Here is an 18,685-nt window from a genome sequence, read left to right on the forward strand (position 1 = left end):
AAAATGATGCTCATACTCGAGGCCTACTTCAAGAACTACCCCGCCAGGAGAAAGGTGGCCGAGTTCCTGTTCGAGAACGGCCTCAGCGTAAAGAATGGTAAGATATACCTCCGGAACGTCGAGGTTCCAATAAGCGAGCTGGCAAGGATAATCGGCGTGAACAGGAAGATAGTCTACCACACCATCGAATACATCGAGAAGACCTACCCGCTCAAGCTGATCTTCGAGAAGCTCAACCCGCTGCCGAGCCTCATCGACGTTGCCCCGCTGATGGGATGGGAAGTCCTCGAGATAGAGCTGGACAAGGAGAAGTACCTCCAGGGTTTCTCACAGGTGCTCGGGCTCCTACACCAGAACGGGGTTCCCGTCATGGAGGTCTTCAGCAGGAACCTGCGCGAGGAGCCGACGAAGCTCTACATAGTCATTGACGGAACACTCCCCGTCGAGGTCTTCGTGAGGATCAAGGAGATGGAGGGCTTCAGGAAACTCATACTCCACACGCCCGAGAAGGATAAGGAGAAGTACGTCTGCAACTACTGCGAGGTCAAGTACTGCCCCAAGAGGATCCTGATGGAGCGCCTCGCCTCTACCCCATGACCCTGAACCCCTCAAGCCCCTCCGGTTCTTCCCATTTTACCTCCACACGGGTTACCCTCGCGAGGGCCGGCCCCTGGTGTGCCCATCCTATTAGTGCCTCGACCCTCTCCTCGTCCCCCTCCACAACGGCCTCAACGGTGCCGTCGGGCAGGTTCCTTACCCACCCGCTGACGCCGAGCTTCCTCGCCTCCCTCTGCATGCTCCAGCGAAAACCAACCCCCTGAACGCGCCCGTGGATTCTAAGGTGCGCCCTCACCCGTTCCATACCACATCCCGTCCCCAATACTCCCGCAACCGATTTAAGCTTATCCGTTGAGCTCAGGACGGGTGAGAGGATGGAGATAATACTGGTTTACACAACCTTCCCCGACTGGGAGAGCGCCGAGAAGGTGGTGAAGGCACTCCTTGAGAGAAAGCTCATCGCCTGCGCAAACCTCAGGGAGCACAGGGCGTTCTACTGGTGGCAGGGGAAGATCGAGGAGGGCAAAGAAGTCGGCGCCATACTCAAGACAGAGGTCGAGAAGTGGAGGGAGCTGAGGGACGCCATCAAGGAGATGCACCCTTACGAGGTCCCCTTGATAGCCAGGATAGAGGTGGACAAGGTAAACGATGAATACACGGAGTGGCTCGAGAAGGTGCTGTCATGATAAGGAAGGTCAAGCCCCAGATACGCGTCGTTGGGTTTGACGATGGGACGTTCTCTTTCTCTTCTAAACTCCGGCGGGAGAAAACGATTCTGATAGGCGTCGTCATGAAGGGCTCCCAGGAGGTTGCTGGCGTTCTCTCGCGCTGGATAACCGTCGACGGAAAGGACGCCACGGAGGCCATGATAGACGCCATCACCTCATCCAGATTCAAAGACCTGCGCGTGATAATGCTGAAAGGAATAACCTACGCCGGTTTCAACGTCGTTGACCTGGAGAGGCTCCACAGGGAAACGGGACTGCCGGCTATAGTAGTCGTCCGGAAGAGACCGGACATCGGGGCGATGGAGGCCGCGCTCAGGAAGCACTTCCCCGATGCGGAGGAGAGGCTCAGGCTTCTTAAAAAGGCGCCCCCACTGGTTGAGATGATACCCGAAAAGCTCTATTTCCAGGCCGCAGGTGTGGACGAGAAGACCGCGGTCGAGATAATCCGGGCCACCACGAGAACCGGCCTAACCCCCGAACCCCTCAGGCTGGCGCACATGATAGCCTCCGCGGTGATAACGGGCGAGAGCAAGAGGGAGTAGGTTTATAAGGCGAAAAATGGAGAAAAGAACGACCGATGATGGCAACAGGGTAGCTACCGAATCCTGATGTGGAAGCCGTTCCAGACTGAGGTCATTCGCACGGAACCAGCAGCACAGGAACTTTTGAGTCCCTTATGACCCGCTCCGCAGTGCTGCCGATGAGCAGGTCTTTGATGAAGCTCCTCCCCTTCTTGCCGATGACTATAAGGGTAGAGTTCCTGGCGAGCGACGTTCCTATTATCGCCTGGCTCGCCGAGCCCACCATCACCTCTGTCTCGAACCCCGCCCTCAGTCCCCTCACGGACTTCTCGAGGTTTTTCTTCGCAAGCTCTATGTTGTGCTCCAGCTCGTCCATGCTGCCGTAGTCAACCGAGTGCAGAAGGAGCCCGCTCTCCACCAGCTCCTCAAACTTCCGGACGGTCTTGAGGACCTTTATAGAGCAGTTTGAGAAGTCCAAAGTCACCAGCGGACGTCTAAAGACCCCTGAACAGTCTCCGGACAGCTCAAATTTACCGTCCCTGTTGATGTACTTGAGGAGCAGGACCGGGCGCTTCGTGGCCCTCGCAAGGTTCGAGGCGGTGCTTCCTACGAACATCGTCCGCCATATGTTCTCTCCCATGCTGGGGATAACAACCAGGTCCACGCCCTTCTCCTCGGCGGCCTCGGCTATCTCTATCGAGGGGATTCCTATCCTCACGATCGCCTCAACCTTCACACCATCCTTCCTGAGCCCCTCAGCCAGCCCCTCCAGCCTCTCGCGATATATCTCCTCAAGTTCAAATGCCTCGAACTCGGCTATGGTGATATCGACGACGTGGATGAGGTAGAGCTCCCTAACACCCATAGAGACGAGTTTGGGAATGCATGTGCGAAGGGCGTGCAGGGAAACGTCCGAAAAGTCGGTCGGGTACAGTACCTTCTCAAACATCTCGAACACCTCAGTATTAATTTGGACGCTGATGCTTATTACCGTTATCCATGCAATTGGAAAGGGTTATAACGCTCAGAGCCAACTCTCAACGGTGATAGCTATGGTAAAGAGGGTCCACATATTCGACTGGCATAAGGAGCACGCCAAAAAGGTTGAAGTTTTTGCCGGCTGGGAGATGCCCATCTGGTACTCCAGCATAAAGGACGAACACCTCGCCGTTAGAAACGGCGTCGCAATCTTCGACGTCTCCCACATGGGCGAGTTCATTTTCCGAGGTAAAGATGCTTTGGAGTTCCTCCAGTACGTGACAACCAACGACATCTCAAAGCCCCCCGCCATAAGCGGAACCTACACCCTCGTCCTCAACGAGCGCGGAGCGGTTAAGGACGAGACCCTTGTCTTCAACATGGGGAACGACACCTACATGATGGTCTGCGATTCGGATGCCTTCGAGAAGCTCGAGGCCTGGTTCAACGCGATAAAGAAGGGCATAGAAAAGTTCGGTAACCTCGACCTCGAAATCGAGAACAAGACCTACGACATGGTCATGTTCTCGATACAGGGCCCGAAGGCAAGGGATCTCGCAAAGGACCTCTTCGGCATCGACATCAACGAGCTCTGGTGGTTCCAGGCCAAGGAGGTGGAACTCGACGGAATCAAGATGCTCCTCTCAAGGAGCGGCTACACCGGCGAGAACGGCTTTGAGGTCTACTTTGAGGACGCCAACCCCTACCACCCGGACGAGAGCAAGCGCGGAGAGCCGGAGAAAGCTTTACACGTCTGGAAGACCATCCTTGAGGCCGGCGAGAAGTACGGCATAAAGCCCGCTGGACTCGGGGCGAGGGACACCCTCAGGCTTGAGGCAGGTTACACCCTCTACGGCAACGAGACGAAAGAACTGCAACTCCTCAGCACGGACATCGACGAGGTTACTCCCCTCCAGGCCAACCTCGACTTCGCTATCTTCTGGGACAAGGAGTTCATTGGCAAAGATGCCCTCCTCAAGCAGAGGGAGCGCGGCCTCGGCAGGAAGATGGTGCACTTCAAGATGCTTGAAAAGGGCATCCCAAGGGAGGGCTACAAGGTTCTGGCCAACGGCGAGGTTATAGGCGAAGTCACCAGCGGAACCAGCTCCCCGCTCCTCGGAATCGGCATCGGAATAGCCTTCGTTAAGGAGGAGTACGCCAGGCCGGGCGTTGAGCTGGAGATAGAGATAAGGGGCAAGCCCAAGAAGGCCATGGCGGTTGCTCCGCCCTTCTACGACCCGAAAAAATACGGGGCCTTCAGGGAGGAGTGATTTTCCCCTTCTTTTTCCAAAAACCTTTTAGGTAACGGTACCGTTACCTGGTAACGGGGGCAGAACCAAATTTTATTCGGAGAGCCAAAATCGCTGAATTTATATTACCAAAAAATGAGTTTGGGTCATGTCCCGCAGGCATGCTATCGGAGCCGTTCTCCTCTGGTCAACCGTCGCAAGTGCCTTCAAGCTCTCACTCCGCTACATGAGTCCTCTCCAGCTCCTGTTCTACGCGTCCCTGACATCGCTTCTCCTCTTTGGAGTCATCTACGCGAGGGAATTCGCCCCCAGAAGGGAAAACCTCCGCTCGGCCTACCTCGGGCTGATAAACCCCCTCATTTACTACACCGTGCTCTTCTCGGCCTACGACCGCTTACCCGCCCAGGAGGCGCAGGCGCTCAACTACACCTGGCCGCTGATGCTCCTCCTTCTCTCGATTCCACTCCTCGGAAAAAGACCCGGTGCGAGAACTGTGCTCGGCCTGTTCCTCGGATTCCTCGGGGCTTTGGCGGTGGCCACGAAAGGAAACGTTGCCGACCTGAACTTCACAGACTCTCTGGGAGTGGCCCTCGGCCTTGGAAGCGCGGTGGTCTGGGCGAGCTACTGGCTCCTCAACCTGCGCGATGATAGGCCACTCATCGAAAAGATGTTCTGGAACTTCCTTTTTGGATTCCTTTACATCTCCATCGTTGTGGCTGCAACCGGCAACTTCTCAGTGCCTCCCCTGGAAGGGCTCGCCGGAGCAGTCTACGTCGGCCTGTTCGAGATGGGAGTTACCTTCCTCCTCTGGTACCGGGCCGTTGAGGGGGATATGGCATTCGCATCCAATCTTGCCTACCTGGTGCCGTTTCTCAGCCTGTTCTTCATCTCCCTCTTCGTTGGGGAGAGCATAGCCCCCGCAACGGTGACGGGGCTGGCGATGATAGTGGGCGGCATAATCCTCGGAAGGGAACAATAAAGCTTTTAAATGGAGAACGGCTTAATTATAGCGGGCCAGGGCGGTGGTAGTCTAGCCTGGTCCAGGACACCGGCCTCCCAAGCCGGTAACCCGGGTTCAAATCCCGGCCACCGCACCATCTTCTTCTCGCAGACGTTGCTCACACCTTTCTGCCCACCAGGAGTCTGATTATTCCCCGGTAGTGGCTCTCCTCGTGCTCGATTTTGAAGTAGTTTCTGGCCAAAAGGTGCGTTTCCCTCAGCGTGTTGTCATCCAGCAAAAGGCCGAGGAGAACGTCGAGGGGCTTGAGAAACAGCCAGTTCAAGAGCCGGCAGTCGCTCCTCGTGTGCTCAAGGAAAATCGCCCTCCTGCCGGGCTTTAGGACGCGGTGGATTTCTCTCATGGCCTTCTCAGGATTTGAAACCGTACAGAAGACGAAGGAACTCACCACTGTATCGAAGCTTTTACCTGGAAATTCGAGCCTCTCGGCGTCCATGACGTAGAACCTTGCGTTTAGACCCAGTTCATCGGCCCTCCTTCTGGCTATCTCTACCATCTCCGGGACTGCATCCACCGCGTGGAGTTCGATGTCCTTGGGATAGTAGGGAAGCATCTTTCCAACGCCAACGCCGATTTCGAGGACCCTTCCGCGGGCAAAGCTTGCCGCCTTTTTTCTGAGCGGACAGAAAAACCTGTCCAGCGGTTTTTCCAGGGCGTTGTAGCGCTCTCCGAGCCTCGCGTACTTCTCCCTGAAGCCCATACTCCAAGGTTGACCTTTCCTGTTAAAACTCTAACTGACCGGTTTCGTGGGTCGGCAGGCTTTTAAGGTTCTCGCCAAAAGCTGGCGTGGTGATGCTCATGCCGTACCTGCTCATAGAACACCTGGAGGAACTGCGCGATTGGGTTCTGCTCGAGTACAGACACACGAGCGAGTGGTGGGGAGAAAAGCTGATATTCACCAATGTGGAGCCGCACGAGAGGGAAGAACTCGCGAAGCTGGGGAGCGTTTTGAGCCAGAGCGTTACCGAGTTCCCCTTCGACAGGTCGAAGCTCATAATCCTCGACCCCTTCGCTGAGGAGGAGCTTAAACCTGAGGACATTGAGGAGGACAGCATAATCGTCGTCGGGGGAATCCTCGGCGACTTCGAGTTCACGGGCAAGACCAAGAAGTTCATCACGTCCAAAATCGAGGGGGCCAAGGCCAGGCACATCGGGAGCGTGCAGTTCTCCATAGACGGCTCGGCGATAGTTGCGAAGCTGATAACGGAGGGGAAGAGACTTGAGGAGATAGAGTACGAGCTGAACCCGACGATAAAGCTCGACGAGTTCAGCGAGATAACGCTCCACTACGCGGTGCCAAAGCTGAACGGAAAGCTCCTCCTCACGCCGGGGCTCATAGAACTCCAGAAGAGGGAGCTTGGATACACCGAGGCTGACGATGAGATAAGCGACGAGGAGCTAATAGAGTTTTTTGAGGGGAAGGGGGAGCTTTAAGTCGAATCCCCCAAATCCTTTCGGATCCGTTGGGTTTCTACAGGGACACCCCGGGACGGCACATTACCCAGCTAGAGGTTTATCTTCATACGACAGGCGTTAACTGTTTTTAGACCTATCAAATCCAGTGTGTTAAAACACAACCTTAAAACGTAAGACTTATAAGACCCGACGCGTCATTACTAACACCTCCCATGGAGGTGCTACCATGAAGCGTAGGATACTGCTCGGAGTCCTCCTCCTTGGAGGACTGTTGATCGGCCTCGTGAATGCCGCAGGTAGTATTTCAACCCAAAGCTGTTGGACGCCATGGGACCACAACAGCGACGTTAGAGAATGGAGTCAGGACGAGTGGGTCTGGGCCAGCATTCACGGACAAGTACTCGTATGCAACGGCCAGTTCAAGATGGTTCTCACAGACACAGTTTACGGAACAGCCACAGCAAAAGGAATGGAATGGTACCACAGGGAAATTAAAGCCACACCCAGTGTTGCATACGCAAAGGTGACTTACAAAAGATATTCCGAGAGCCAAAGCAAGACCGCCATTGCGTCCATTCCGAACTATTGGAGGTAACAAAATGAGACGCAGATTTTTCTTTGTTATTATCTTCCTTATTTTTTTAGAATCTCCTCAAGTGGTGCTATCACTAAACATTGTCCAAAATGGTACTTATGTTAAATATGCTCTACTGGCACCAACAGGCAGAGAAAAAAATGAGATCAATATATTCGAGGTTTATCTCCCATGGCTACCTAAGGACGCGCGCGAGGCCATTAATGAACACCTGGAAGAGACAAACAGGGAAAAGCTTATATCTTTATTCGTGAGGGGGGATGTTTTCATAACGCTTAATATATCAGACGTGAGGAACAACATTGCGCTTGTAAACATTACGCTTCAGCTTAACGACGTATGGGTAAATAACAGGCATCATATCCCTCAGTTAAACATTTCCCGGACTCTTGTTCTCGATACAATGACAATGGAATACAAGACAAAGAACAATATAACACTGGGAAGACCTATCTTCTTCATTGACCCTATACACCCTCCCAAGAAGGGCTCTCTGATGGTCAATATGAAGCCCGTCAAGGAACTGGGAGCAATAACAAAGAACCTCGTCGTTGGGAACATCTCGTATCAGTGGGGAGAAAACTCCAGGCTCCACACGTATTATCGTGTGTTCCAACCACCGTATATCTATGTTTCAAGCTCTGTGGTACCCTTCAACTGGGAGATAGACGGAGGATATTACTCGGCTACCATAGGAACGTACTACGTTTATGATTTTGATACAGGCGTGCTAATAACGGCATATTCCGACGTAAGCCCAGAGCTACTAGCCCTAGGGGTCATAAATGGGGACAGCTACGATTACCTAGCCGCAGAAAATATGGACAAACTGGAAAAAAAGGGTACAAAGTACGAGCTATGGAATCCTGGATTTAATCTTTACGATACTAACATCGAGTTCCCTGAAACTTCCTCCACAGCCGCCCCAAGAACGGGAATGAGGTACTTCTTCCTGTTATCCTTAACGTGCCTCATTATAACCTACTCAATGACGCAGGCCAAGTTACTATTGCAAAACAACAGATAAATTCAAATAAGCCACAGGATATTAAAAACTCTCCAACACAGTAAGACTTATAAGGCCCGACGCGTCATTACTAATGCCTCCCATGGAGGTGCTACCATGAAGCGTAGGATACTGCTCGGAGTCCTCCTCGTTGGAGGACTGTTGATCGGCCTCGTGAATGCGGCAGGTAGCGTTTCCACCCAAAGCTGTTGGACGCCATGGGACCACAACAGCGACGTTAGGCAGTGGAGCGACAATGAATGGGTCTGGGCCGGCATTCACGGACAAGTACTCGTGTGTGATGGAAAGTTCCAGAAGGTCCTCACAGACACAGTTTACGGAACAGCCACAGCAAAAGGTGTGGAAGTAATTAAAAGGGAAGTCATTAGAGACCCGCGCATTTCCTATGCTAGAGTGAAGTACATAAGGAACGGAATGATCGACGAAGCATTTGCAGACATTCCTAATTACTTTGGATAAATGCAGCAAAAGCTGGAGGGAGAAGACTTGAAAAAATACCTCACCTTTTTTATTGTTTTTTTCTTGGTGTCTACACCATTCACCCAGTTGTCACAGGCTTCAAGGGTGCCATACTGGTTCAAGGAGGGAACCTACATCAAATACGCTGTAAAAATGCCGGAACACCCAGGTAAGCACGAAGTGAACGTATTTCCAGTATGGCCACCACTTCTCCCGAAAGATGCGTACGCTAAAATAAAAGAGGCATACGAGGGAACTTCAGGCTTGGTTAAAATGGATAACAACTCCATAGTGCCCCTGTTAGTGCGGGGCGACTCGTACCTGACTTTTGAGATTCTTGACGTCACCAATAAAACCGCCCTCGTGAAGGTTACCCTGGAGATGAACAACGTGAGCGCGAGCCCCGAAGAAATCCTTCCCCGTCTGATTCTGTCAAAAATCCTTATCCTTAATCTGAGCGACACGACTTACTATGAAGAAGACGGCACCCCAATCGGATCACCCATGTTCTTCATAGACCTTACCAATCCTCCAATGAAAGGGGAACACCTTCTCTCACAGGCATTTATGAAAAAATACCACCTCCGGGGAGATAATATTGTTGTAACAAATGTTTCATTCGCCTGGATGGAGGACAAAACCCTTCACACTCATTACAGGGACTTTCTGCCGCCTTACATCTACATCGAGGGAAGAAGCAAGTACCTAGTCTACGACCTGAATACCGGAAGCAGAGTGGAAACCATAACCCAAATGATCTACGATATCGACACGGGAATTTTAATAACGACGCTGTTCTGCGATGCCGCTCCGGAACTCGTCAGCTTGGGGGTTATCGACTCGTCTCCCCTGGATCGAGTGAACTCACGGAAGCTGGAGAGGCTCATAGAGAAAGGTAAGGACGACAGGGAGTGGTGGGCACAGGGCTTCAACCTCTATGATACTAACGTTAAATTCCCGGAAACATCGTCATCAAAAACTCCGAGCACGGGAATGAGGCATTTCTTCGCGACTTCACTTGCACTCCTAGTCCTCACCGCTTTCCTTAACTGGAGGTGGAGAAGGAGATGAGGAAAACCGCCGCCATTGTCCTGACACTCTTGACACTCTCAATGACAATGCCTCCAGCTTACTCTCTCCCTTATTGGTTCAAGGAGGGAACCTACGTTAAATACGCCCTTCTGATGCCGGAAAATCACGACGAGCGTGAATGGAATGCGTTTCAAGTATGGCCGGAACTTCTCCCGAAAGACGCTTATGAGAGCATGTCCGCTGTGGAGGAAATAGATACTGACTCCTTCATAACCCTTGTGGTGAAAGGGGACGTCTTCTTAACCTTTGAAATCGTTGATATGTCCAACGATACTGCCTCAATCAGAGTTACTTTAGAGATGAACAAAGTGCTGGTCAACTTCCACAAACCCCTCAACAGGCTAGTCCTTTCAAGGACGATACACCTCAACCTGACTGACATGATGTACCACCAAAACGGCATGGCTTTGGGAACGCCTGCTTTCTTTGTGGATCCTGCCAAATTGCCGGACAAAGGAACTCTGCTCGTTCGTTTGAGTACCCTTAGGAGGTTCAACTTCACGACCTCTGACTTAAAAGTGAACAACCTATCGTTCACCTGGATGGACAAAAAGATTCTCCACACGCACTATGGGGATTTTAATCCGCCATACATCCTTGTCGGGAGCAACGAAGTGCCTCTGATATGGTCACGAGGGGAAGGTGGGATATGGGTCTCAGTTGCTTCAAGTAGGGTTTATGATTCAGATACGGGAGTTATGCTTACGACTCCACTGATGGGGCTTTCTCCAGAGTTGCTTACAATTGGAATTATAAACGGAGACAGTTACGACTACCTTGCCTGCAGAAGAATGAAGGAACTTTTCAATGAGGGCAAAGCGGATAGGGAGTGGTGGGAACCCGGCTTCAATCTTTACGATACTAACATCGAGTTCCCTGAAACTTCCTCCACAGCCGCCCCAAGAACGGGAATGAGGTACTTCTTCCTGTTATCCTTAACATTCCTCATCATAACTCAAACAATACAGAGAGCCAAGTTACTATTGCAAAACAACAGATAAATTTGAATGCTCTATGAAATATTAAAAACTCTCCAACACAGTAAGACTTATAAGGCCCGATGCGTCATTACTAATGCTCCCTATGGAGGTGCTACCATGAAGCGTAGGATACTGCTCGGAGTTCTCCTGGTTGGAGGACTGCTTGTAAGCCTCGTGAATGCGGCAGGTAGCGTTTCCACCCAAAGCTGTTGGACGCCATGGGACCACAACAGCGACGTTAGGCAGTGGAGCGACAATGAATGGGTCTGGGCCGGCATACACGGGCAAGTCCTCGTATGCAACGGCCAGTTCAAGATGGTTCTCACCGACACAGTTTACGGAACAGCCACAGCAAAGGGAGTCGAAGTGATAAGCAAGGGGCTTAAGATAGACTCAAAAAGATCGTATGCCTACGTTACATACACCCGATATGGCTCGATAGAAACTGCCTTTGCAGACATTCCTAATTATTTCGGATGATTTCGGAGGGAAACAGCGTGAGAAGAGCAGTTTTGTTTTTTCTAATTCTTTTTCTGGTTGTTTCACCCTTCTCAGGAGCACAAAGCATCGAAAAGCCAAAGACGCCCTCGTGGTTCAGAGATGGAACGTATTTGGTGTACACAATGATGATGCCAACGAATCCAAAAAAAGGAGAGGTAAATGTTATTGAGGTATGGCCTAGGTTACTTCCCCCTCAGGGTATCCCCAAGAGCATTATCGAGGATTTGGACAATAGTTCAACCGTGACCCTCCTGGTTTCTGGGGACATGTATCTAACCATTAAGATCGTGAATACGACCAGCGATACTGCGTATGTTCAGATCGAGCTTGAGTTAAATAATGTGAGTGCTAAACAGGGAATTATCATTCCCAGATTAAGCTTGAAGAAAACACTCCTTCTTAACCTAACAGAGATGCTTTACTATGAAGAAGATGGTACACCAATTGGCAGCCCCATGTTTTTTGTGAATCCACTCCATTTGCCAAAAGAGGATGACTATATCGTTGTTCCAGCCTTTCTAAAGAAGTATGGCCTCATCTCGGACAGGATAACGATAAAGAACGTCTCATATACATGGATGGAGAACAGGGTACTCCACACACACTACAAAGATTTCATGCCACCGTACCTCTACGTTGAGGGCAGGGGACTGTATCTTGTGTACAATCGACAAACAGGAGGAAGCTTTGATATTGTAACTCAGTTAGTTTATGACATAGATACCGGCATTTTAATAACGACCGGACTCTGTGATATCACTCCTGAGCTTGTTAGTCTGGGCATCGTTAAAGTAATTGCCCTTGACAGGGTGAACTCCAGGAAATTGTACAAGCTCATCGATGAGGGAAAGGCAGATAAGGAGTGGTATGCTCAGGGGTTCAACCTCTACGACACCAACGTCAAACTCCCAGACTATGGAAGCGGACGTTCACCTTCGACGCCGGTTAAGTACTTCTTCGTCCTCTCGCTCGTTGTTCTCGCTATGACAGCTTTGTGGACGGAAAGGAGGTGGAAGCGGTGAGATGGAAGGTCATTTTTCTGGCATTTTTGGTGGCCGGTCTGCTCGTTCCCCCTGCGCATTCGGCAGGAGGGCCCACTGAAAGGCCAGGCTATCTGTTCGTTGAGGCACCCAGTGGCCTGGTGGCTGAGATAGTAGGGGTAGGCTCTTACGCTACTCCCGTAGGTCTGGCGCTCCCTCCAGGAAACTACACCGTCAGGATAACCGGAAACGTCACGGTGGTTGCCCAGGTTTCGGTGGTAGCTGAAACCGCCACCATCATTCGTGTGAACCCCGAGGAGATTGAAGATGCCGTTTCAGGGGAGGGAATCGTGTCGATAAGGGCAATCTTCAACGAGAGCGCCAACTACAGCCGGGAGAAGCTCAACCCGCCTTTTGACCCCTTTGCATTTCCCGGGGGATGCGGAAGCAGCTTCGGGTATCTCGACATATCGAACCCCTACCCAATGGGCCTCGCAGTACGGGGAAAGGACGGGGTGTACATAACCCTCAATGGAACCTTCATGCACATCGGAGACGATGACGGGAAACCCTGTATTTTCCATGTTGAAGTGTACCCCGGGGGAAGTGAGCATCAGGAAAGCGTTAGAAACGCCACCTACATCGTCCCCTGGGCGCGGCTGGAGATAACCTCGGTTCCGGAAGGCCTAACGTTCTACATCACCGGGGGCCACAATAGGTACATCTTCTACACCCCTCTGGGCCTCTACGTTCCCGCAATCCCCCACGATGTCCACAACGCCACCGCCATCGGTTACTACGGAACGATACGGATTCCGGTAATTCACAGGCTCGACACCCACGTCGTTGGGATAGCGGAGAACCACTATCTCATCGAAAGCGTCGTCAGGGTTGTTCCCAATGAGACTCACCACATCAACGTGGACATGGAAAAGGTGAAGTCCGCGCTGACGGTGGAAAGGAAGGTTGTGGGAGCAATTCCCCTCGAGGTAGATTCAGAGCCGGGCAACGCTTCCATAGTGGTTACCGATGGGGTTCTAAGGGCCTTCGCCGTCACTCCCGCCACGCTGTTCCTTCCACCCGGGAACTACACGGTCATAGCCTCGAAGGACAACCTCTCGGCTAAAGAATCCGTGGTTCTGGTCGAGAGCTCAAGCGTCTTCCTGAAGCTCTCCCCGGCCAGCGCAACCCTCACGGTCGTGACCTATCCAGGCAACGCGACGGTGCTCTTGAACAGTAAGGAGGTCGTGGCAAGAAACCTCACCCTCAGCCCCGGGCGCTACAATCTCACCGTGAAGGCTCCCGGATACCTCACTAAGAGCATGGAGGTAATCCTGGCCCCGAACGAGTCAAAGACCGTTGAGATAAGCCTGGAGAAAAAGCCAGCAGATGAGGATCCGAAAATCGTCATCTCGCCGCCTTCGAGTGGACCGGACGACATAAAATCTGGGGAGATGACAGAGACCGACGAGAACGACGTTCTCGGTAAAAACCAAACCCACTCGTTGCCCTCCACCGATAACGTTCCAAGCCGTGAAGAGAAGGAAAACCATCCCCTGTGGATCAAGCTGGCTACCCTGGCCGGAGTTGTTGCGGTCGTCTATCTGATCCTGAAAGTGAGGAGGTGAGGCAATGCGGGCACAGATAAAGTGGGAGCTTGAAGACCCATACAACCTCATCGTCTTCATCTTTGGCTTCATCATGCTCGGCATCACCTTCTTCTCCGGCCTGACGAGAAACGATACTGTGTTCATGATAGCCGGGCCTGACAGCGTAATAGTCTCTGAATCGGCCAAGAACATTGGCCTCACCCTGCCAAGGCTGGGGATCGAGGAGTACACGATATTCGCCCTCACCGGAGCGTTGCTGGTCTCGCTGATGCTAAGATATGACAGGGACACCAGGGTTGCCAAGAGCGTCTACAGCCTGCCCGTAAGGAACCACTCGGTGGTACTCTCTAAGGCACTCTCCGCCATGATGCTGCTCTTCCTCGCCTCAATCCTGCCGGCGTTCCTTGCCTTCATCTACATCCACGGGGACGTTCCCGGGCTGATGAGTAGGGCACTCTTTGGAGAGGGCTTTTTAGCGGGCTATCTCCTCTACTGGGCGATGATGGTGCTCTACGTGGTATCCCTCTCAGCCCTGGTGGCGATGCTCTCACCAAACACCTTCGCTTCCCTCCTCGGGAGCATCACACTCCTCTACGTCCCCCTCGTGCTCAAACTGAGGAGCCTTCCACCCTCCGCTATTGATGACGCGTTCTTCAAGGCATACACCACCCAGTTTTATCCTCTCGATCGGATAGCGGCGTTCATTGACAGTTCGTTCTATATAGGACTTCTCCTTCCCGTGGTAATGCTTGGCGTAGCCCTCATAGTCAGCGAGTGGAGGGACGTCTCATGAGGCTCCTAAAGGCGGTACTGCTGTCGATGGTCATCATGACGATCCTGGTGTTCCCGATAGAGAAGAACGCGCTGACCCAGCCGATTTCCGAGGTCGTTCTCATGGGGCAGGGAATCATCGTGCCCTCCTCTGGAATGGTCATGCTGAGCTCCAGCGCCGACGAGGGAACCGAATACGCCGTCAGGGTCTTCGATCCGGAAAGCGGAAGGGCAGTCCTTGAGAGGAACGTGAGCGGAAGCTTCAGGGGCAGGGTTATGCTGGAGCATTCCGGCCCCTACTACTTCTCGGTTCAGACCATGACACCGGTGACGATGGCGGTCAGGGTCATAAACAGGTATCCCTCGGTAACGGTGCTCAACATCAGGTACGGCCTGGGTGGAGTAAGCGCCCTGCTTCTGGCGGCAATCCTGCTGGTGGAGGGGAGGAAGAAATGATAACCGCGAGAAACCTCACGAAGAGGTTTGGAAAGCTCGTGGCTCTGGATTCGGTGAATCTTGAAATAGACGGAGGACTAACGCTTATACTCGGTCCCAACGGCGGAGGAAAGAGCACCTTCCTGAACCTCTGCGCCGGCCTCTACAGGCCAAGCAAAGGGGAAATCAAGGTTCTCGGGGAAAACCCATGGAGCAACGACGGGCTGAGGAAAAGGATAGGCGTCTCCTTCGACCCGCCGGCTCTTCCGAGGCACAGGACGGCCAGGGAATGGCTCGGTTACATAGCGGAGGTCAAGAGATTGGATAAAGACGAAGTCCTCAAGGCGGCGGAGCTTTTCTCGGCTATGAATTACCTCGACAGAAAGATGGGAGAGTACTCTGCTGGAATGCTCAAGAGGATCAGCCTGACCCAGGCATTCCTCGGAAAGCCGGAGCTGGTGCTCCTTGACGAACCCCTGGCAAACCTTGACCTGGAGGGAATAATGGAAGTGGCAAAGGTAATCGGAGAGCAGGCCCAAAAGGGAACCAACATGGTAGTGGTTTCCCACATCTGGCGCCCGCTGGTTGAGTTCGCTGACAGAATCGTCGTGATAGCCGCAGGAAAGGTTGTGATGACGGGAACCCCAGAAGAGGTGGTTCCGAAAATTGAGGAGATTTAGCCTTTCCCACCCCTCATCTTCTTTTCTATCTCTTCCCAAACCCTCTTCCTGTCCTCTTTGTCCACCACCAGAAAGACGTCCTGAACGCTCCCGTCGCTCTTGGCAACGAGCTTAAGGCCAGTCTTGGTTTCCCTTGAGACCTTTATCTCGAAGCCCCTTGAATCGCTCGCGTATATCCTTCCGGGGATTACCTTTTTGACCCCAGGTATCGCGGCTATCATCTCCAAGGGCTTCTCAAGGCCCTTCAGGAAGTGGTGCTCTCTCTTGACGCCTTTGCGGAAGTGCTTCGGCATGGTCTAAGAAGGGAGGTGTCGCTTTTTAGCGTTTTCTCACCGCCGAACCATGAAGAACCAGGTGAACCCTATGAGAGCCAGGAGAACGACCGCCGCCCAGAATTCGAGGGCGTATGCCCGCGGTACGCTGCATCCAGTGGGGGTCACGTTTTCAGAGGTTACCCTGAATTCGCTCCCCACGGGCTCCCCCAGGGGAAAGGCCTTCAGACCACCGTCGTAGCAGAGGACGAAGAGGCTGGAAATCCCCCGGATCCCAACGCTCTCGTTTCCAAACTCCAGAAGCTCCCCGCTTGAGTTGGAGTCCGGGGCAAAGTAGTGCATGATGCTGGGGGGGCACCAGGAGAACCGCGTTCTCGAGTTCGTACGCCTGGAGATATCCCGCCTCCTCTGCGGCCCACAGGTGCGCAGCCACAGCGTTCATGGGCAGTTCGATGTCCGTCCCCGGAATCACAAGCCCATCCCCGGACACGCTAACGTTCACCGCCCGGGGTGTCCCTTCGGGGGAATCCCCTGTCAGCATAACGCCGTGCTCCCCCTTAACAACGGTTACCCCCTTGAAGTAGGTGCCGCTCTCGGCCTCCCCCAGGTCGAGAACCCCGGCGGTAACGTTCCTGGCGACGTTGACCGCGACCAGCTCGTTCTCCCCGGTCTGGACCACGAGGTAAGGGACCGCAACGGCGAAGTTAGGCTCCCCACCGGTGTTCGACTTCACCGCGGTGACCGGCTCAAAGCAGTCCAGCCCCATGCGGTAAACCCTGACCGAGCCGTCCATCGAGGCCACGAACAGGTAGTAGAACCCCCGGTACTGGTAAACCATCGGAACCTCCCAGGATTTGCCAATGAAATACGCCCCGCTGGAGTTTATGTAGAAGTTGTAGTGAACGCAGCAGGCAGATGGCACGAGTGCGCCGCTCATTGAGGGCGAGTAGGTGGTGTATTCAAGCGACAGCACCGCCGCGTCCCCGTAGGTAGCGACGACGTAAAAGTCCAGGCTTTCCGCCCCAAGGTAGTCCGCAGAGCCCGGCGGCAGAGAAAGGAGAAGAACGTGGAGAAACAGGAGAAGGCCAAGAACCCTCCTCATACTTAGGCCCTCTTCCTGACCTTAACCGCAACACCCTTCCTGGCTCTAACCATCTCCTCTCCAGCCAAAACCGCCTTTCCGACGCCCGTTACCTTTCCGTCCCTTACTATGCCCACTATGTCGTCCGGCCTTATTGCCGGATCGGCCTCGTCAACGCCGACCGCGAAGACGTCGCCGCGGAGCTCGAAGTCCACCTTCACCCAGTAGGCCTCGAGGGCATCGTATATCCTCTGCATTCCATAGGGTGTGACGCTTATCACGCCGTCCTTGAAGGTTCCGGTCTGCTGGTTGTCAATGAAGAGGCGGAGCATCTTGGAGCCCTTGACATTCCCGCCGTCCGGCAGAACCGCCTCTCCGGCACCAACGCCGAAGTAGAAGTCGAAGACCTTCCTTATGCCCTCGAAGTAGCGGTACGTCCTGTCTTCCTTGGTTCCCTCAAGCTCGAACTCCCCGAGGGTTTCAGTTAGTGACCTGAGACTCTCCTTGCTCGTGGTCCCGTTCTCAACACGGGTGAAGATTATCTCCCTGCCTGTCATTTCAGCGGCCATCTTGGCTATCTCCACGTAGGCTTCATCCAGGTGCGCTATTATCGGAACGTCCTTCGGGTACTTTTCAAGGGTTTTCGCCAGAAGTTCGGCCGCCGGTTTAATCTCCTCCTCGTTCCAGTGACCGGTGACGACTATGTCGTACTTTGCCAGCCATTCCCATTCCCGCGGAACGACACCGAAGGGAGAAGTCAGAATCAGTTCGTGAACCTTGGCTATTCCAGAGCCTAAAGCTTCTTTGACGGCCCTCCGGTAGAGTGTGTGCGAGCGGGAGAAGGAGTAGGGTTTCTTGGCAGAGCAGGGGAAGAGGAGAACCAGTTCGGTGTTCTTCGGCGGAACGAAGCGCTCGGCAACTCTTGAATGCCATCTCCTAACTTCCGGCCTTCTAATCGAGGCGTCGCTGATGAAGTAGACCGTCTCCCTCTGGATCGGCGTGTATTTCTCGAGGTAGTTGGGATGCTCCAAATCGGCTATGCGGAGTATTCCCGCGTGGTACTGGGTGCTGAAGAAGTTCTCGACGAGGTAGCGGAGTTTACCCTCCTTGAGGGCTTTTCTGACCAGGAACACGGTCTCCTCCGCGAAATCCATGGAGTTCGGCCCTTCTTTCCAGAGGAACGGACTGTACCCGGTGAAGCCCTTCCCCTCAAAGTCGTAGAGCTTGAGAGAACGGGTGTCGAAGGCATCGACGCCGAGGTAAACAGCCAGCGGATAGAAGAACGGTTCCAGATCGGCGATTATCATAACGTTGGGGAACCTCTCGCGCAGCTCCCTGATTATCTTCACGAAGTAGCGGTACTCCCTCACCAGAATCTTTGAGTTGCCCAGATAGACGGCATCGAAGCTGTAGCGCTCGATTATCTTGAAGAACTCGCCCAGGTAGGAGGTCCTTCTCAAAGCCGGCAGGTAGAAGGCGTTGAAGCCCTCGTAGTTCACGCTCCAGAGCCTTCCCAAAGCTTTCTCTATAACCTCGTCCGGCGTGTAGAAGCCGAGGGGTATCGCGGGGGCGAGGTTGAAATCGTACTCCCCCGGCCCCTGGGGATGGAAGAAGGAGTTAAACGGGGAGAGCGTGAAATCTACCCCTGCCAGTGCCGGGGTCTTGAATGAGCGCTCCCCTGTCCTGACGAGACCCAGCCTTCCTGGCCCCTCATGCCTGATGACTTCCATAGC

General features: G+C 53.3%; 23 protein-coding genes and 1 tRNA gene. 18 read left to right on the plus strand and 6 right to left on the minus strand.

Annotation, left to right across the window (positions count from 1 at the left end; all coding sequences use genetic code 11):
• Positions 1–3 precede the first annotated feature (3 nt).
• Positions 4–597 (plus strand): regulator of amino acid metabolism, contains ACT domain protein, encoded by a 594-nt coding sequence (locus TIRI35C_RS09945; protein WP_188202709.1) that lies wholly within the window; start codon positions 4–6, stop codon positions 595–597.
• Here TIRI35C_RS09945 and TIRI35C_RS09950 read toward each other — a convergent pair.
• Positions 587–862, minus strand: coding sequence for an acylphosphatase (locus TIRI35C_RS09950; RefSeq protein ID WP_188202710.1), 276 nt, complete (start codon positions 860–862; stop codon positions 587–589). The two genes, TIRI35C_RS09945 and TIRI35C_RS09950, sit on opposite strands and share 11 nt — an antisense overlap.
• A 70-nt stretch (positions 863–932) precedes the next feature.
• On the opposite strand from TIRI35C_RS09950, the gene cutA reads away from it, so the two are divergent.
• Both cutA and TIRI35C_RS09960 read left to right on the plus strand, forming a co-directional pair.
• On the plus strand, positions 933–1,244 hold the full coding sequence (gene cutA / locus TIRI35C_RS09955) for a divalent-cation tolerance protein CutA (RefSeq protein WP_188202711.1): 312 nt from the start codon (positions 933–935) through the stop codon (positions 1,242–1,244).
• Complete coding sequence (locus tag TIRI35C_RS09960; protein WP_188202712.1) at positions 1,241–1,828, plus strand: endonuclease dU; 588 nt, start codon at positions 1,241–1,243, stop codon at positions 1,826–1,828. Before cutA ends, TIRI35C_RS09960 begins: the two co-directional genes overlap by 4 nt.
• A 91-nt stretch (positions 1,829–1,919) precedes the next feature.
• Here TIRI35C_RS09960 and TIRI35C_RS09965 read toward each other — a convergent pair whose 3' ends face one another.
• Complete coding sequence (locus TIRI35C_RS09965) at positions 1,920–2,756, minus strand: universal stress protein (RefSeq protein WP_188202713.1); 837 nt, start codon at positions 2,754–2,756, stop codon at positions 1,920–1,922.
• Between the two features lie 103 nt (positions 2,757–2,859).
• Here TIRI35C_RS09965 and gcvT point away from each other — a divergent pair, with 103 nt between their 5' ends.
• The 3 genes from gcvT to TIRI35C_RS09980 all read left to right on the plus strand — a co-directional run bounded on the left by gcvT (position 2,860) and on the right by TIRI35C_RS09980 (position 5,132).
• A complete protein-coding gene (gene gcvT / locus TIRI35C_RS09970) occupies positions 2,860–4,056 on the plus strand; it encodes a glycine cleavage system aminomethyltransferase GcvT (RefSeq protein WP_188203220.1) in 1,197 nt (398 codons plus the stop codon).
• Between the two features lie 127 nt (positions 4,057–4,183).
• Positions 4,184–5,014 carry a DMT family transporter gene (locus TIRI35C_RS09975; RefSeq protein WP_188202714.1) on the plus strand — a complete coding sequence of 277 codons (831 nt, stop codon included), beginning with the start codon at positions 4,184–4,186 and terminating at the stop codon, positions 5,012–5,014.
• A 40-nt stretch (positions 5,015–5,054) separates the two neighbouring features.
• A tRNA-Gly gene (locus tag TIRI35C_RS09980) sits at positions 5,055–5,132 on the plus strand.
• 21 nt (positions 5,133–5,153) lie between these two features.
• Here TIRI35C_RS09980 and TIRI35C_RS09985 read toward each other — a convergent pair.
• Complete coding sequence (locus TIRI35C_RS09985) at positions 5,154–5,753, minus strand: class I SAM-dependent methyltransferase (protein WP_188202715.1); 600 nt, start codon at positions 5,751–5,753, stop codon at positions 5,154–5,156.
• A 98-nt stretch (positions 5,754–5,851) separates the two neighbouring features.
• Here TIRI35C_RS09985 and TIRI35C_RS09990 point away from each other — a divergent pair, with 98 nt between their 5' ends.
• From TIRI35C_RS09990 to TIRI35C_RS10045, 12 genes are all read left to right on the plus strand, one after another.
• Positions 5,852–6,487, plus strand: a complete 636-nt coding sequence (locus tag TIRI35C_RS09990) for a hypothetical protein (protein ID WP_188203221.1) — start codon at positions 5,852–5,854, stop codon at positions 6,485–6,487.
• Positions 6,488–6,695: 208 nt separating this feature from the next.
• Positions 6,696–7,064 (plus strand): hypothetical protein, encoded by a 369-nt coding sequence (locus TIRI35C_RS09995; protein ID WP_188202716.1) that lies wholly within the window; start codon positions 6,696–6,698, stop codon positions 7,062–7,064.
• Between the two features lie 4 nt (positions 7,065–7,068).
• A complete protein-coding gene (locus tag TIRI35C_RS10000; protein WP_188202717.1) occupies positions 7,069–8,091 on the plus strand; it encodes a hypothetical protein in 1,023 nt (340 codons plus the stop codon).
• 96 nt (positions 8,092–8,187) lie between these two features.
• The gene (locus TIRI35C_RS10005) at positions 8,188–8,550 is read left to right on the plus strand and encodes a hypothetical protein (RefSeq protein ID WP_188202718.1); all 363 of its coding nucleotides are present in this window, start codon (positions 8,188–8,190) and stop codon (positions 8,548–8,550) included.
• Positions 8,551–9,621, plus strand: coding sequence for a hypothetical protein (locus TIRI35C_RS10010; protein ID WP_188202719.1), 1,071 nt, complete (start codon positions 8,551–8,553; stop codon positions 9,619–9,621). It begins immediately after the preceding gene.
• The gene (locus tag TIRI35C_RS10015; RefSeq protein ID WP_246454764.1) at positions 9,606–10,643 is read left to right on the plus strand and encodes a hypothetical protein; all 1,038 of its coding nucleotides are present in this window, start codon (positions 9,606–9,608) and stop codon (positions 10,641–10,643) included. The genes TIRI35C_RS10010 and TIRI35C_RS10015 overlap by 16 nt, the downstream gene beginning before the upstream one ends.
• A gap of 96 nt (positions 10,644–10,739) precedes the next feature.
• The gene (locus TIRI35C_RS10020) at positions 10,740–11,102 is read left to right on the plus strand and encodes a hypothetical protein (protein ID WP_188202720.1); all 363 of its coding nucleotides are present in this window, start codon (positions 10,740–10,742) and stop codon (positions 11,100–11,102) included.
• A gap of 17 nt (positions 11,103–11,119) precedes the next feature.
• Positions 11,120–12,145: a hypothetical protein gene (locus TIRI35C_RS10025; protein WP_188202721.1), complete on the plus strand. Its 1,026-nt coding sequence runs from the start codon at positions 11,120–11,122 to the stop codon at positions 12,143–12,145.
• Positions 12,142–13,731 carry a PEGA domain-containing protein gene (locus tag TIRI35C_RS10030; protein WP_188202722.1) on the plus strand — a complete coding sequence of 530 codons (1,590 nt, stop codon included), beginning with the start codon at positions 12,142–12,144 and terminating at the stop codon, positions 13,729–13,731. The genes TIRI35C_RS10025 and TIRI35C_RS10030 overlap by 4 nt, the downstream gene beginning before the upstream one ends.
• A gap of 4 nt (positions 13,732–13,735) precedes the next feature.
• Entirely contained in the window at positions 13,736–14,506 is a 771-nt protein-coding gene (locus tag TIRI35C_RS10035; protein WP_188202723.1) for an ABC transporter permease, read from the plus strand.
• On the plus strand, positions 14,503–14,940 hold the full coding sequence (locus tag TIRI35C_RS10040; protein WP_188202724.1) for a hypothetical protein: 438 nt from the start codon (positions 14,503–14,505) through the stop codon (positions 14,938–14,940). Before TIRI35C_RS10035 ends, TIRI35C_RS10040 begins: the two co-directional genes overlap by 4 nt.
• Positions 14,937–15,599, plus strand: a complete 663-nt coding sequence (locus TIRI35C_RS10045; protein ID WP_188202725.1) for an ABC transporter ATP-binding protein — start codon at positions 14,937–14,939, stop codon at positions 15,597–15,599. The genes TIRI35C_RS10040 and TIRI35C_RS10045 overlap by 4 nt, the downstream gene beginning before the upstream one ends.
• On the opposite strand, the gene TIRI35C_RS10050 is transcribed toward TIRI35C_RS10045, so the two are convergent.
• The 3 genes from TIRI35C_RS10050 to arcS all read right to left on the minus strand — a co-directional run bounded on the left by TIRI35C_RS10050 (position 15,596) and on the right by arcS (position 18,682).
• Positions 15,596–15,892 (minus strand): DUF2103 domain-containing protein, encoded by a 297-nt coding sequence (locus TIRI35C_RS10050; RefSeq protein ID WP_188202726.1) that lies wholly within the window; start codon positions 15,890–15,892, stop codon positions 15,596–15,598. The two genes, TIRI35C_RS10045 and TIRI35C_RS10050, sit on opposite strands and share 4 nt — an antisense overlap.
• Positions 15,893–16,043: 151 nt before the next feature.
• Positions 16,044–16,973, minus strand: coding sequence for a hypothetical protein (locus TIRI35C_RS10055; RefSeq protein WP_246454765.1), 930 nt, complete (start codon positions 16,971–16,973; stop codon positions 16,044–16,046).
• 2 nt (positions 16,974–16,975) lie between these two features.
• On the minus strand, positions 16,976–18,682 hold the full coding sequence (gene arcS, locus TIRI35C_RS10060; protein ID WP_188202727.1) for an archaeosine synthase subunit alpha: 1,707 nt from the start codon (positions 18,680–18,682) through the stop codon (positions 16,976–16,978).
• Positions 18,683–18,685: the final 3 nt, after the last annotated feature.

This window comes from Thermococcus camini, assembly GCF_904067545.1.
Lineage (GTDB): Archaea > Methanobacteriota_B > Thermococci > Thermococcales > Thermococcaceae > Thermococcus > Thermococcus camini.

Excerpts from the sequence above, each read along its gene's own strand:
- TIRI35C_RS10010 (WP_188202719.1), top strand. The coding sequence starts at position 8,551 with ATGCAGCAAAAGCTGGAGGGAGAAGACTTGAAAAAATACCTCACCTTT.
- TIRI35C_RS10035 (WP_188202723.1), top strand. The coding sequence starts at position 13,736 with ATGCGGGCACAGATAAAGTGGGAGCTTGAAGACCCATACAACCTCATC.
- TIRI35C_RS09960 (WP_188202712.1), top strand. The coding sequence starts at position 1,241 with ATGATAAGGAAGGTCAAGCCCCAGATACGCGTCGTTGGGTTTGACGAT.
- TIRI35C_RS09985 (WP_188202715.1), bottom strand. The coding sequence starts at position 5,753 with ATGGGCTTCAGGGAGAAGTACGCGAGGCTCGGAGAGCGCTACAACGCC.
- TIRI35C_RS10055 (WP_246454765.1), bottom strand. The coding sequence starts at position 16,973 with ATGAGGAGGGTTCTTGGCCTTCTCCTGTTTCTCCACGTTCTTCTCCTT.
- gcvT (WP_188203220.1), top strand. The coding sequence starts at position 2,860 with ATGGTAAAGAGGGTCCACATATTCGACTGGCATAAGGAGCACGCCAAA.
- TIRI35C_RS10040 (WP_188202724.1), top strand. The coding sequence starts at position 14,503 with ATGAGGCTCCTAAAGGCGGTACTGCTGTCGATGGTCATCATGACGATC.
- TIRI35C_RS09995 (WP_188202716.1), top strand. The coding sequence starts at position 6,696 with ATGAAGCGTAGGATACTGCTCGGAGTCCTCCTCCTTGGAGGACTGTTG.
- TIRI35C_RS09975 (WP_188202714.1), top strand. The coding sequence starts at position 4,184 with ATGTCCCGCAGGCATGCTATCGGAGCCGTTCTCCTCTGGTCAACCGTC.
- TIRI35C_RS10005 (WP_188202718.1), top strand. The coding sequence starts at position 8,188 with ATGAAGCGTAGGATACTGCTCGGAGTCCTCCTCGTTGGAGGACTGTTG.
- TIRI35C_RS09965 (WP_188202713.1), bottom strand. The coding sequence starts at position 2,756 with ATGTTTGAGAAGGTACTGTACCCGACCGACTTTTCGGACGTTTCCCTG.
- TIRI35C_RS10050 (WP_188202726.1), bottom strand. The coding sequence starts at position 15,892 with ATGCCGAAGCACTTCCGCAAAGGCGTCAAGAGAGAGCACCACTTCCTG.
- arcS (WP_188202727.1), bottom strand. The coding sequence starts at position 18,682 with ATGGAAGTCATCAGGCATGAGGGGCCAGGAAGGCTGGGTCTCGTCAGG.
- TIRI35C_RS10020 (WP_188202720.1), top strand. The coding sequence starts at position 10,740 with ATGAAGCGTAGGATACTGCTCGGAGTTCTCCTGGTTGGAGGACTGCTT.
- TIRI35C_RS09945 (WP_188202709.1), top strand. The coding sequence starts at position 4 with ATGATGCTCATACTCGAGGCCTACTTCAAGAACTACCCCGCCAGGAGA.
- TIRI35C_RS10000 (WP_188202717.1), top strand. The coding sequence starts at position 7,069 with ATGAGACGCAGATTTTTCTTTGTTATTATCTTCCTTATTTTTTTAGAA.
- TIRI35C_RS10045 (WP_188202725.1), top strand. The coding sequence starts at position 14,937 with ATGATAACCGCGAGAAACCTCACGAAGAGGTTTGGAAAGCTCGTGGCT.
- TIRI35C_RS09990 (WP_188203221.1), top strand. The coding sequence starts at position 5,852 with ATGCCGTACCTGCTCATAGAACACCTGGAGGAACTGCGCGATTGGGTT.
- TIRI35C_RS09950 (WP_188202710.1), bottom strand. The coding sequence starts at position 862 with ATGGAACGGGTGAGGGCGCACCTTAGAATCCACGGGCGCGTTCAGGGG.
- cutA (WP_188202711.1), top strand. The coding sequence starts at position 933 with ATGGAGATAATACTGGTTTACACAACCTTCCCCGACTGGGAGAGCGCC.